At 64.9% G+C, this 13782-nt stretch carries 9 protein-coding genes; all 9 read right to left on the reverse strand.

The window, feature by feature from the left end; translation table 11 throughout:
* Positions 1–2: 2 nt before the first annotated feature.
* The 9 genes from narH to AB4Y43_RS10850 all read right to left on the reverse strand — a co-directional run bounded on the left by narH (position 3) and on the right by AB4Y43_RS10850 (position 13636).
* On the reverse strand, positions 3–1556 hold the full coding sequence (narH, locus tag AB4Y43_RS10810) for a nitrate reductase subunit beta (protein WP_368727797.1): 1554 nt from the start codon (positions 1554–1556) through the stop codon (positions 3–5).
* On the reverse strand, positions 1553–5278 hold the full coding sequence (locus AB4Y43_RS10815; RefSeq protein ID WP_368727798.1) for a nitrate reductase subunit alpha: 3726 nt from the start codon (positions 5276–5278) through the stop codon (positions 1553–1555). Before AB4Y43_RS10815 ends, narH begins: the two co-directional genes overlap by 4 nt.
* 169 nt (positions 5279–5447) lie before the next feature.
* Complete coding sequence (locus tag AB4Y43_RS10820; RefSeq protein WP_368727799.1) at positions 5448–6842, reverse strand: NarK family nitrate/nitrite MFS transporter; 1395 nt, start codon at positions 6840–6842, stop codon at positions 5448–5450.
* A gap of 45 nt (positions 6843–6887) precedes the next feature.
* A complete protein-coding gene (locus tag AB4Y43_RS10825) occupies positions 6888–8213 on the reverse strand; it encodes a nitrate/nitrite transporter (RefSeq protein ID WP_368727800.1) in 1326 nt (441 codons plus the stop codon).
* Positions 8214–8460: 247 nt separating this feature from the next.
* The gene (gene purU / locus AB4Y43_RS10830) at positions 8461–9330 is read right to left on the reverse strand and encodes a formyltetrahydrofolate deformylase (RefSeq protein WP_368727801.1); all 870 of its coding nucleotides are present in this window, start codon (positions 9328–9330) and stop codon (positions 8461–8463) included.
* A gap of 74 nt (positions 9331–9404) precedes the next feature.
* Positions 9405–10289: a DUF4743 domain-containing protein gene (locus AB4Y43_RS10835; protein WP_069264841.1), complete on the reverse strand. Its 885-nt coding sequence runs from the start codon at positions 10287–10289 to the stop codon at positions 9405–9407.
* Between the two features lie 18 nt (positions 10290–10307).
* Positions 10308–10922 carry a LysE family translocator gene (locus tag AB4Y43_RS10840; protein WP_368727802.1) on the reverse strand — a complete coding sequence of 205 codons (615 nt, stop codon included), beginning with the start codon at positions 10920–10922 and terminating at the stop codon, positions 10308–10310.
* Between the two features lie 35 nt (positions 10923–10957).
* Positions 10958–11524: an adenine phosphoribosyltransferase gene (locus AB4Y43_RS10845; protein WP_069264845.1), complete on the reverse strand. Its 567-nt coding sequence runs from the start codon at positions 11522–11524 to the stop codon at positions 10958–10960.
* Positions 11525–11620: 96 nt separating this feature from the next.
* On the reverse strand, positions 11621–13636 hold the full coding sequence (locus tag AB4Y43_RS10850; RefSeq protein ID WP_069264848.1) for a cation:proton antiporter: 2016 nt from the start codon (positions 13634–13636) through the stop codon (positions 11621–11623).
* Positions 13637–13782: the final 146 nt, after the last annotated feature.

Here is a 13782-nt window from a genome sequence, read left to right on the forward strand (position 1 = left end):
GCTCAAGCTTCAGACGGCGTCTTGCGACGCGACTTCGGCATATCGACATACGCCACGCTGCCTTCGACCTTCGAGCCGAACAGCGAACCCTCGGAAACGCCGCCCGAACACCCGTTGCCGAACGAGAAGCCGCAACTGCCCTTCTCGTTGAACGAGTCCTCGACCATTTCCTTGTGCGACGACGGCACGACGAAGCGGTCCTCGTAGTTCGCGATCGCCATGGTGCGGTACATGTCCTCGACCTGCTCGGGTGTGAGGCCTGCGCGCGCGAGAACCGCGTTGTCGTTCACGCCGTCCACGGCCTGGGTGCGCTTGTAGGCGCGCATCGCCAGCATGCGGTTGAGCGCCGAAATCACGGGCTTTTCGTCGCCGGCGGTGAGCAGGTTGCCGAGATAGCGCATGGGAATGCGCAGGCTCGCCACGTCGGGAATCACGCCGTCCATGCCGATATGGCCCGCGTCCGCGGCCGACTGGATCGGCGACAGCGGCGGCACGTACCAGACCATCGGCAGCGTGCGGTACTCGGGGTGCAGTGGGAACGCGATCTTCCACTCGACCGCCATGCGGTACACGGGCGAGCGCACGGCGGCGTCGAGCCAGCTCTGCGGCACGCCCTGGCGGCGCGCCTCGGCCTGAATGGCGGGATCGTGCGGATCGAGGAACACGTCGAGCTGCGACTGATACAGATCCCGCGTCGATTCAACCGAGGCCGCCTCGCTGATGCGGTCCGCGTCGTAAAGCATCACACCCAGATAGCGGATGCGGCCCACGCACGTTTCCGAGCAGACGGTCGGCTGCCCTGCCTCGATACGCGGATAGCAGAAGATGCACTTCTCGGCCTTGCCGCTCTTCCAGTTGAAGTACATCTTCTTGTACGGGCAACCCGAGATGCACATGCGCCAGCCGCGGCACTTGTCCTGGTCGACGAGCACGATGCCGTCGTCTTCGCGCTTGTACACCGAGCCCGAGGGGCACGACGCCACGCACGCGGGATTCAGGCAGTGCTCGCACAGGCGCGGCAGATACATCATGAAGGTGTTCTCGAAGGTCGAGTACATCTCCTTCTGCACGTTCTCGAACAGCTTGTCGCGGCTGCGCGAGGCGAACTCGCCGCCCAGGTCGTCTTCCCAGTTGGGACCCCAATGGATCTTGTCCATCTTCTTGCCGGTGATGACCGACACGGGGCGCGCGGTGGGCGGCGTCTGCGAGAGGCGCGCCTTCTGCAAATGCTCGTAGTCGTACGTGAACGGCTCGTAGTAGTCGTCGATGCCGGGCAGGTTCGGGTTGGCGAACAGGTTGGCCAGCACCTTGAGCTTCGGGCCCTGGCGCGGCTCGATCTTGCCGTTCGGGTTGCGGACCCAGCCGCCGTTCCACTTCTCCTGGTTCTCCCATTCCTTCGGATAGCCGATGCCGGGCTTCGTCTCGACGTTGTTGAACCACGCGTACTCGACGCCATCGCGCGACGTCCACACGTTCTTGCACGTGACGGAGCACGTATGGCAGCCGATGCACTTGTCGAGGTTCAGGACCATCGCCACCTGGGCGCGGATTTTCATGATGCTGCTCCTTCCTTCATCGGGCCTTCCAGCCACTCGACCTTCCTCATCTTGCGCACGATCACGTACTCGTCGCGATTGCTGCCGACGGTGCCGTAGTAGTTGAAGCCATACGCGAGTTGCGCGTAGCCGCCGATCATGTGCGTGGGCTTGAGCACCGTGCGCGTGACCGAGTTGTGAATGCCGCCGCGCATGCCGCTCGTTTCCGCGCCGGGAACGTTGATGATCTTTTCCTGCGCGTGATACATGAGGCACATGCCGCGCGGCACGCGCTGGCTCACCACGACGCGCGCGGTGAGCGTGCCGTTCACGTTGAACACTTCGACCCAGTCGTTATCGACGAGCCCGGCTTCTTTCGCCTCGGCTTCCGAGACCCAGACGTGCGGGCCGCCACGCGAGAGCGTGAGCATGCGCAGGTTGTCCGTGTACGTGGAGTGGATGCCCCACTTCTGGTGCGGCGTGATCCAGTTCAGCACGAGTTCGTGCTCGCCGTTGGGTTTCGCGCCGAGCATCGGCGAGGTCGTCTTCGTGTCGATGGCGGGCTTGTAGTTGCACAGGCCCTCGCCGAAATCGAGCATCCAGCGGTGATCCTGATAGAACTGCTGACGGCCCGTGAGCGTGCGCCAGGGAATCAGCTCGTGCACGTTCGTGTAGCCTGCGTTGTAGCTCACCTCTTCCGATTCGAGCCCCGACCACGTGGGCGCGGAGATGATCTTGCGCGGCTGCGCCTGCACGTCACGTAAGCGGATCTTGTCGTGCTCGCGGCCTTCGGCCAGATGCGTGTGATTCCGGCCCGTGATCTTCGAGAGCGCGTCCCACGCCTTCACCGCTACGTGGCCGTTGGTTTCCGGCGCGAAAGTGAGGATCATCTCGGCGGCGTCGATGGCCGTTTCCAGACGCGGGCGCCCCTCGGCCGCGCCGCGGTTCTGCTGGATGCCCGTGAGCCGGGCAAACTCGCCCACCTCGTGCACGGTGTTCCAGTTGATGCCCTTGCCGCCGTTGCCCAGCTTCTCGAGCAGCGGCCCGACCGACGTGAACTTGTTGTAGATCTCGCGATAGTCGCGCTCCACGAGCGTCATCGAAGGTGCGGTCTTGCCAGGGATCAGATCGCATTCGCCAAGACGCCAGTCCTTCGGCTCGAACGCCTGGCCGAGTTCGCCCGGCGTGTCGTGCATGAGCGGCGTGCACACGAGGTCCGTGCGCTTGCCCAGATGCGCGCCGCCGATCTCCGAAAACGTCTTCGCGATGGCCTTGTAGATCTCCCAGTCGGTCTTGCTCTCCCACAACGGCTGCACCGCCTCCGAAAGCGGATGGATGAACGGGTGCATGTCCGACGTGTTGAGGTCGTCCTTCTCGTACCACGTGGCCGAGGGCAGCACGATGTCGCCGTACAGGCACGTGGTGCTCATGCGGAAGTCGAGGACGGTGAGCAGGTCGAGCTTGCCTTCGGCCGCTTCGCGCACCTTCACTTCGGAAGGCTTGATCGTGTCGGCTTCGTCGCCGAACAGCGCGTTCTGCGTGCCGAGCAGGTACTTGAGGAAATACTCGTGCCCCTTGCCCGAACTGCCCAGGATGTTCGAACGCCACACGAACATGTTGCGCGGGAAGTTCGCAGGGTTGTCGGGATCGTCGCAGGCGAAGTTCAATGCGCCCGACTTCAGCTGATCGACGGTGTATTGCACTGGCGGCACGCCCGCGCGCTGCGCGGCATCCACCACGTCGAGCGGATTGGCGCCCAGTTGCGGCGCCGAAGGCAGCCAGCCCATGCGCTCGGACTTCGCGTTGAGGTCGAGCATCGACAGATTCTTGTAGCGTTCGCGGTCCGCGCCGGGGCCGAGGATCTCGTCGAGACTCACCTTCTCGTGGCGCCACTGGCTCGTGTGGTTGTAGAAGAACGACGTGCCGTTCATCTGGCGCGGCGGGCGCGACCAGTCGAGCGCGAACGCGAGCGGCGCCCAGCCGAATTGCGGACGCAGCTTTTCCTGGCCCACGTAGTGCGCCCAGCCGCCGCCGCTCTGGCCGATACAGCCGCACATCATCAGCAGATTGATGATGCCGCGGTAGATCATGTCGTTGTGGTACCAGTGATTGAGCGCCGCGCCCACGATCACCATGCTCTTGCCGCGTGTGCGGTCGGCGTTGTCGGCAAACTCGCGCGCCACCTGGATCACGAGCTTGCGCGGCACCGTGGTGTGCTTCTCCTGCCATGCTGGCGTGCAGGGCACGTCGTCGTCATACGAGGACGCGACGTTCGGGCCGCCAAGCCCGTGGTCGACGCCGTAGTTGGCCATCTGCAGGTCGTAGACGGTGGCGACCAGCACGCTCGTGCCGTCCGCCAGCGCCACGCGCTTCACGGGCACGCGGCGCGCGAGCAGCGCGCCATGTTCGCCGCCGAAGTACGGGAAGCCCACCTCGACCACTTCGTCATGCTGATCGACGAGCGAAAGGCGCGGATCGATTTCGCGGCCGCTGCCACCGTCCTTCATTTCGAGGTTCCAGCGGCCCACCTTCTTGCCGCCGTCGTGCTCGCCTTCGCCCCAACGGAAGCCGATCGAGCCGTTCGGCGCGACGATGTCGCCCGTGGTCGAATCGATGGCGAGCGTCTTCCACTGCGGGTTGTTCGCTTCGTCGAGATTCGCGGCGAGTTGCGACGCGCGCAGGAACTGGTCCGGCACCAGCGAGCCGTCGCGCTTCGCGAGCGCGACGAGCATCGGCATGTCGGTGTACTGCTTCACGTAATCGCGGAAGTACGCGGACTTCGCCGTAGCGTGAAACTCCTTGAGCACCACGTGGCCCATCGCGAGCGCGAGCGCCGCGTCGGTGCCCTGCTTCGGCGCGAGCCAGATATCGCCGAACTTCACCATCTCGCCGAAGTCGGACGACACGGCCACCGTCTTCGTGCCCTTGTAGCGGACTTCCGTGTAGAAGTGGGCGTCGGGCGTGCGTGTTTGCGGCACGTTCGAGCCCCACACCATGAGATAGGTGGAGTTGTACCAGTCGGCCGATTCGGGCACGTCGGTCTGCTCGCCCCACACTTGCGGCGAAGAAGGCGGCAGGTCGCAATACCAGTCGTAGAACGACAGGCACGCCCCGCCGATCAGGCTCAGATAACGCGCGCCCGCGGCGTACGAGACCATCGACATTGCGGGAATGGGCGAGAAGCCAATCACGCGATCGGGACCGTATTTGCCGATGGTGTAGGCGTTGGCCGCCGCGATCATCTCGGTGGCCGTGTCCCACCCGGCGCGCACGAAGCCGCCCTGGCCGCGCGCGCGCTTGTAGTGCGCCGCCTTCTTCGGGTCCTCGACGATCGAAGCCCATGCCTTGACCGGGTCGAGCGTCTTGCGCGCCTCGCGCCACATCTCGATCAGGCGCCCGCGGATCATCGGGTACTTCACGCGCTGCGCCGAATACACGTACCAGCTATACGAGGCGCCACGCGGGCAGCCGCGCGGTTCGTGATTGGGCAGGTCAGCGCGCGTGCGCGGATAGTCGGTCTGTTGCGTTTCCCACGTGATCAGGCCGTTCTTCACGTAAACCTTCCACGAGCACGAGCCCGTGCAGTTCACGCCGTGGGTCGAGCGCACGATCTTGTCGTGCTGCCAGCGGCTGCGATAGCCGTCTTCCCATTTGCGGTCCTCGTTCACCACCGCGCCGTGGCCTTTCGAAAACGTCGACTTCACGCGCGACATGAACTTCAACCGGTCCAGAAAATAACTCATCAGGTTCTCCGGGACTGCTGCTGGAATCGATCGATCGCGCCTGTCGCCGCCCGCTCGCGTTGCAAGCCTGGCGCCTCGCGCTCGTATCGTTCCGAGTATGGCGAGCAGGCACCTGCCTGCCCATTCATCAACGGGAGAGTTCGCACTACTCCCAAAGGACTAATCCGGTTCAGCAAGGCGTTGACGCGTTGCGGCGCGCATAGAAGAACCACGTCACCACCGCGCACACCACATAGAAGCCGATGAAGCACACGAGCGCGCCGACCGGCGAGCCGGTCATGTCGAGCGACGAGCCAAAGCTCTTCGGAATGAAGAAGCCGCCGTACGCGCCCATCGCGCCCGCGAAGCCGAGCACCGCCGCCGATTCCTTCCCCGCTTCGGCGAGCGCGCCGCGCTGTGCGTCATCACCCTTGCTCTTCGCGGCGCGTTGATGCTGCGTCAGGAAGATCACGGGAATCATGCGGAAGGTCGAACCGTTGCCGATGCCGGTGAGCGCGAACAGCACGACGAACATCGCGAGGAAGCCGGCGAAGCTGCCTTGTGCGCCGCCCAGCGCGCCGCCCGGCAGGAACGCGATCACGCCGATCACCGCGACGATCATCGCGAGGAAAGTCCACAGCGTGACTCGCGCGCCGCCGAGCCTGTCGGAGATCCAGCCACCGACGGGGCGCGTGAGCGCGCCGGCGAGCGGCCCGAGGAAGGCCCATGCAGTCGGGTTGATGGCGGGAAACTCCGCCTTCGTGAGAAGCGCGAGGCCGGCCGAGAAACCGATGAACGAGCCGAACGTGCCGACATAGAGAAAGCACATGATCCAGTTGTGCGCGCGGCGGAAGATCACGGCCTGCTCGCTGAACGAGGCCTTCGCGTCGGCGATGTCGTTCATGCCGAACCACGCGGCGAACGACGAGACGACGATGAGCGGAATCCACACGAAGCCGGCGTTCTGCAGCCAGATGCTGTGCTCGACGCCGTCCTTCACGTAGGTGTGCCCGTCGCCGAGCAGGCCGGCGAACACGGCTGTCGAGATGACGATCGGTGTGACGAACTGCACGAGCGAGACGCCGAGGTTGCCGATGCCCGCATTGAGGCCGGTGGCGAAACCCTTGCGCGCCTTCGGGAAGAAGAAGCTGATGTTCGCCATCGACGAGCTGAAGTTCGCGCCGCCCAGACCGCACAGCAGGGCGAGCACGAGCAGCGTCGAATACGAGGTGGACGGATCGCGCAGCGCGAAGCCCATGCCGAAGGCCGGGATCAGCAGACTCGCCGTGGAGATCGCCGTGAAGCGGCGGCCGCCGAAAATCGGCACGAGAAACGAATAGAAGATGCGCAGCGTGGCGCCCGAAAGCGCGGGCAACGCCGTGAGCCAGAAGAGTTCGTTCTTGGTGAAGTGAAAGCCGCCCTTGTCGAGATTGACGACCGTGACGCTCCACAGCGACCACACCACGAACGCCAGCATCAGCGCGGGAATCGAAATCCACAGGTTACGGGTGGCGATCTGCTCGCCGGAAGCCTGCCAGAACCTGGCGTTCTCAGGCTCCCATTGGGTCAGGAGATACTTGGACATGATTGTGCTCGTTCAGTAGGCGCCGCACGCGCGGCGCAAGTTGGATCATTCGGAGTACGTGGTTTCCTTCGGCGCCGGCGGCGCGGCTCGAACCTTGTGCGCGAGCTTCGCGCTGCCGTGGGCGAGCGCTTCGGGGCGGAACGAAAAGTGCATGAACAGCAGGCTCACCAGGGTGGCGCCGAACATCAACATGAAGCAGGTGGTACGCACGCCCGTGAGGTCGACGAGCAGGCCGAACAGGATCGGCAGCACGAAGCCCGCGAGACCGCCCGCCAGCCCCACGACGCCGGAGACGGCGCCGATGTTGTCGGTGTACTCGTCGCCGATGAACTTGAAGACCGAGGCCTTGCCTACCGCCATCGCAATGCCGACGACGAACATCAGCACCGTGTAGAACACCGGTCCCGTGCTGATATGCAGACCGAGCGGGCCATGCGCACTGTGGATCGTGAAGTCGGTCGGCGGGTAGCTCAGCAGGAAGAAGCACGCGAGCGCGACCCACATCACGGCCCACGTCGTGCGATAGGCGCCGTAGCGGTCGGAGAGCCAACCGCCTGCCGCACGCAGCACGCCGCCGGGCAACGAGAAACACGCCGCGAGAAACGCAGCCTGCTCGATGCCGAAGCCGTACTGGTTCACGTAGTACTGCGGCATCCACAGCGACAGGCCGACATAGCCGCCGAACACCACCGAGTAGTACTGCGCGTAGCGCAGCACACGCGGGTCGGCGAGCACGCGCAACTGGGCCGCCACGCTCTGCGTGCCAGGCACGCGGTGCGCCGGGTTGCTCGCGGAGAATATCCAGAACAGCAGCGCGGTCACGAGCATCGCAACGGCGTAGACCTTGGGCACGATGGTCCACGTGCCGGCCGCGACGATCAGCACGGGCGCCACGAACTTGTTGAGCGCGGCGCCCGAATTGCCTGCGCCGAAGATGCCCATGGCGAGACCCTGGCGCGACTTCGGGAACCAGCGTGCGACATAGGGCGTGCCGACCGAGAACGATGCGCCGGCGAACCCCACGAACAGGCCGAGCGTGAGGAATTGCCAAAGTTGCGTCGCGTACGAGACGAGCCAGATCGGCACGACGGTCGCGAGCATGGTGATGAAGAAGACGACGCGCCCGCCGAAGCGGTCGGTCCAGATGCCGAGCGGAACGCGGGCGAGCGAGCCCGTGAGCACGGGCATCGCGGCAATCAGGCCGAATTCGGTATCGGTGAGGTGAAGCTGCTTTTTGAGCGGAATGCCGAGGATCGCGAACATCATCCAGACGGCAAAGCAGATCGTGAACGCGAAGGTACTTGAACCCAGCACGCGCCAGGCACGGCTATCGGCGACAGGTTCCGCCTGCGGAGATGGGGCGGCTTTCATGAATTTCCCTCTTGTCGTTTAGTTGACGCGACAAGAGTAGGAAAGACGAAAGGTGCGGGCTATTCTCCGCAGGGAGTGCGCGACGATGCGCCACTAGAACTTAAGGAGTAGTACCGCGGGAACGAGTTGGCGCGGAAGAGAAATCGCATGCATGCGAACGCGCCGGAGAGCAATAAGATTAGTCCGAGAAGCCGTAGCGTGTCATGAAACACGCTACGGCATGGTGTCGCACGCGATCAACCAAAGATCAGCGGAACACGACCGTCTTGTGACCGTTGAGCACGATGCGATGCTCCACGTGCCACTTCACCGCGCGCGCAAGCGTCACGCACTCCACGTCGCGGCCGATGGCGGTGAGCTGATCCGGCGTCATGTTGTGATCCACGCGCTCGACTTCCTGCTCGATGATCGGGCCTTCGTCGAGATCGGACGTCACATAGTGCGCCGTGGCGCCGATCAGCTTCACGCCGCGATCGAACGCCTGGTAGTACGGCTTCGCGCCCTTGAAGCTCGGCAGGAACGAATGGTGGATGTTGATCGCGCGGCCTTCGAGCGCCTTGCAAAGCTGCGGCGAGAGGATCTGCATGTAGCGCGCGAGCACCACCAGATCGACGCCTTCGCGGTTCACCACTTCGAGCACGCGCGCTTCCTGCGCGGCCTTGTCGGCCTCGGTGCCGCCGAGCAGCGGGAAGTGATGGAACGGAATGTTGTAGCTCGCGGCGAGCTGATAGAAGTCCTTGTGATTCGAGATGATCGCTGGAATCTCGATAGGCAGCTGGCCGGTGCGATAGCGGAACAGCAGGTCGTTCAGGCAATGGCCGATCTTCGAGACCATGATGACGACGCGCGGCTTCACGTTCGCGTCATGCATCTCCCAGCGCATGCCGAACTCCTGCGCGAGCGCCTCGAATGCGCTGCGCAGACCGTCGAGGCCCGGGTCGCCGCCCACTTGCTGGAAGTGCACGCGCATGAAGAACTCGCCCGTGTGGCTGTCGCCGAACTGGGCCGAGTCGAGGATATTGCTGCCGCGCTCGAACAGAAAGCCCGACACGGCGTGCACGATGCCAGGCCGGTCGGCGCACGACAGTTTGAGGATGAAGCTGTGATCGGTCGACATGACCTTGGTAACTCCCGTCAAGACTTGGTGTTGCTAAAAGGGCTTTGGGCTTTGCTAAAAGAACCGGCGCCCTTTCACAGCGTCGGCGGTTCGAAGATCGCGGCAATGCCCTCGCACGCGTCTTCGTCTATCCATCGGCGGCGCAGCAGGCAGTCGAGCGTCGCAAGGCTCGCGTCTACCGTCATCGCGCCCTCCTCGATCCAGCGCGCGGCTTCGTCGATGCGTGCGAGGCGATGCTCGCCCACTTCGCCGTCCTGGTTGTGCGGCACGAAATCGGCCGGGAGCACGAGATCGTAGATGAAGATCTGCTCAGCCTGCGTGCCCTCTGGCAGCGACTGCAGCACGTGCACGGTGCGGCCCGCGCGCGCCTCGCGCGCCAGCTCCTCGGCAATGCCCGCCTCTTCCCAGCATTCCTTCACGAGCGTGGCCTCGATCCCGAAGCCCCAGCCGATGCCGCCCGCCACGACGTTGTCCAGCATGCCGGGGTCGGTGGCCTTGGTATCACTGCGCCGCGCGATCCACAATTGCGGCGCACCGGGCGCGCCTACGCCGGCCGCACCGGAATCTGCGTATTCTACGACGCCGTTCAGATGAACCGCGTACGTCATCGTGCCGAAAAAGCGCGAGGCCGCACGTTCGATAAAAGCGAGCGGCGGCGCATCGAAGGTGTTGCGGATCGCATAGGTTTCGTTGCGCCAGCCGGGAATGTGCCCTTGCGCCGCGAGTGCGCCGATCACCGAACCGAGCGCGGCGCTGCGTGCATCGACGCTATCGAAGTGCGGGGCGAGCGTCACGCGGGCGCTATCCGCATCGCCGTCGATTTCGAACACGTCGGGCCAGCGTGCGAGCCGCGCCACGTCGTTCTCGCGTATCCAGCCCACGCGCTCGTCACCGATGTGAAACGGCAGATGCGCGCCGGCATCGAAGCGTCGCGCGTCGATAATGCAAGGCAAGCTCATCGATCAGGACTCCATAGATCAGTCGCGCAGGGCGACGCGTATGCCGATGGCGATGAAGGTGATGCCGGCCAAGCGGTCGAGCCACAGGCCCGCGCGCGGCCGGCGCTTCAGCCAGCCGCCGATCGTGCCCGCGCACAGCCCGAAGAGGGAGAACACGACGACCGTCTGCGCCATGAACACGAGGCCGAGCTCGAGCATCTGCAGCGTGACGGGCTGCGCGCCATGCGGCTCGACGAACTGCGGCAGGAACACGACGAAGAACAGCGTCACCTTCGGGTTCATGATGTTGCCGAGCACGCTCTGGCGAAAGATCGCGGAGAGCGGCTGGCGCGGCTTGTCGCCGGCGGCGGCGAGGCCCTGGCTGCGCAGCGCCTTCACGCCGATCCACACGAGATACGCGGCGCCCGCGAGCTTGAGGATCTGGAATGCGAGCGGCGAAGAACGCAGCACGGCGGCCACGCCGAGTGCCGCGAGCGTGGTGTGGAACGTCACGCCCGCGGCGAAACCCAGCGCGGCCACGAGCCCGGCGGCGCGGCCCTGCGAAATGCCGCGCGCGAGCACCTGGAGATTGTCGGGACCGGGCGCGAACGTGATGGCGATGGAGGTGGCGAGAAAGAGCGCGAAATTCGGCATGAGATCGACTCGTGACGGTGGGCGTTCGGGTTGTTTCAGTGGCCGCCGAAGGCGGTCACGGTGAAGAGCGGCAGGCCGGCATCGGTGAGCAGCCTCGAGCCGCCCAGATCCGGCAGGTCGATGATCGCGGCGCCCTCCACCACGCTCGCGCCGAGGCGTTCGAGCAGCAGCTTGCCGGCCATCATGGTGCCGCCGGTGGCGATCAGGTCGTCGACGATCACGACGCGGTCGCCCTTGCTGCAGGCATCCTCGTGAATCTCGACGGTCGCTTCGCCGTATTCGAGCTTGTAGGTCTCGGAAACCGTCTTGTACGGCAGTTTGCCGATCTTGCGGATCGGAATGAAGCCAACGTTCAGCTCATACGCGACGATCGGCCCGATGATGAAACCGCGCGCGTCGAGCCCGGCCACGTAGTCGAGCTTCGCATCGACATAGCGCTCGACGAACAGGTCGATCAGCACGCGCAGCCCCTTCGGATGGCCGATGAGCGGCGTGATATCGCGGAACTGCACTCCCGGCGCAGGCCAGTCGGGCACCGTGCGGATCAGGCTGTTCACGAACTGGGCGGCTTCAGCGCTCGGGTTCGCAGGTGCGTTGGACATGATTTCTCCGGGTAATGACCAGACAAGAACGGTAGAGTTATTTAAACGGGGCTGGACCGCTTGGCGCGGTCTCGCGATCGCGCGAACGACGGCGTATCAGACCGCCGCCGCGCCCGCACCGGCCGCGCCCGGCTTGCGATGCCGCGAAAGCCGCTCCTCGGCCTGCGCGAGCTGCTCGGGCAGACCGCGCAGCACGACGATGTCGGCCTCGCGCAGTTTGGTCGATGGGTCCGGTTCCACACCGCGAATGCCGTGGCGGCGGATCGCCGTCACCTCGACGCCAAGCTCGTACAGGCCCAGTTCCGCGAGCGTGCGGCCCACGGCGTCGGCGCGCTCGTCGACCGGTACGGATTGTAGCCGCACCTGCTCGTGACCGTCCTCGCCCACATCGTCGGTACCGTGGAAGTAGCCGCGCAGGAGGCTGTAACGTTCGTCGCGCAGTTCCTCCACGCGGCGCACCACGCGCCGCATCGGCACGCCCATCAGCACCAGCATGTGCGAGGCTAGCATCAGGCTGCCTTCCACGATCTCCGGAATCACCTCGGTCGCGCCCGCGGCGAGCAGGCGTTCGAGATCGGCGTCGTCCACCGTGCGTACGATCACGGGCAAGGTGGGCTCCAGTTCGTGAATGTGATGGAGCACGCGAAACGCCGATTGCGTATTGGCGTACGTGATCGCCACCGCGGCCGCGCGGTGGATGCCCGCCGCGACGAGCGATTCGCGCCGCGCGGCGTCGCCGAACACCACCGACTCGCCGGCCGCCGCAGCCGCCGCGACGCGGTCCGGGTCGAGGTCGAGCGCGACGTACGAAAGGCCTTCGTATTCGAGCATGCGCGCGAGATTCTGCCCTGCACGGCCGTAGCCGCACACGATCACATGGCCGCTTTGCTTGATGCTTTGCGTGGCGATGCGCGTCATCATCAGCGACTGCTGCATCCATTCCGTCGAAGAGAGGCGCAGTACGATGCGGTCGGCGTTCTGAATCAGGAACGGTGCGGCGAGCATCGACAGCAGCATGGCCGCGAGGATCGCCTGGAGCAGCGTGGCGTCGACCAGATGCTTGTCGAGAATGAGGTTCAGCAGCACGAAGCCGAACTCGCCGGCCTGCGCGAGACCGAGACCCGTGCGCATGGCCACGCCCGGCGAGGCGCCGAAAATACGCGTGAGCGCCGTGATGAGCACGGCCTTCATCACGACCGGCCCGAGGAAGAACGCCGCCACCATGATGGGGTGCTGCCAGATCACGTGCGGGTTGAGCAGCATGCCCGTGGTCACGAAGAAAAGCCCGAGCAGCACGTCGCGAAACGGCTTGATGTCCTCTTCCACCTGGTGCCTGTACGGCGTCTCGGCGATCAGCATGCCCGCGATGAAGGCGCCGAGCGCGAGCGAGAGGCCGAACTTGTCGGTGATGAACGCGGCGCCCAGCGTGACGAGCAGCACGTTGAGCACGAACAGCTCCTGCGAGCGGCGGCGGGCGACCACATTGAACCAGCGCGTCATGAACTTCTGGCCGACGATGAGCAGAATGCCGAGCGCGAGCACGATCTTCACGGCCGCCGTGCCGAGCGACTCGACGAGCGACGCCGACGAACCGCCGAACGCCGCGATCACGATGAGAAGCGGCACCACGGCCAGATCCTGGAACAGCAGCACGCCCAGAATGTTGCGGCCATGCTCCGATTCGATCTCGAGCCGCTCGGAAAGCATCTTGCTGACGATGGCCGTCGACGACATGGCGAGCGCGCCGCCCAGCGCCACGCACGCCTGCCACGTGATATGCACCCACGGTTCCAGCACGAGCCCGAGCAGGAGTGCAACGACGATCGTGCCCATCACCTGCGAAAGCCCGAGTCCGAACACGGCGTGGCGCATGGCGCGCAGCTTCGAGAGCGAAAACTCGAGGCCGATGGAGAACATCAGGAACACGACGCCGAACTCGGCCAGGTTCTGCGCGCCGTGCGTGTCCGGCACGATGCCGAGCGAGCGCGGGCCCACGAGAATGCCCACCGTGAGGTAGCCGAGCATCGGCGGCAGATTCAGATAACGAAACAGCACGACGCCAACCACCGAGGCGAGCAGCAGGAACAGCGTCATTTCCAGCGGGGAGATCATCGTGTGAAGCGTCCTCGTTCGTCTGCGTCGTTACCGGCGATGCAAATTCTGCCCCGCGCCGGGTCAATGATCGACGCCAGGGCGGCTAAGGCCTGTTTACATGAATAACGGGCTAAATGGGAAGGGCTACGGAGAAACGGCTGGGC

Origin of the sequence: Paraburkholderia sp. BR10872, assembly GCF_040965835.1 — a bacterium.
GTDB classification, from domain to species: domain Bacteria; phylum Pseudomonadota; class Gammaproteobacteria; order Burkholderiales; family Burkholderiaceae; genus Paraburkholderia; species Paraburkholderia nodosa_A.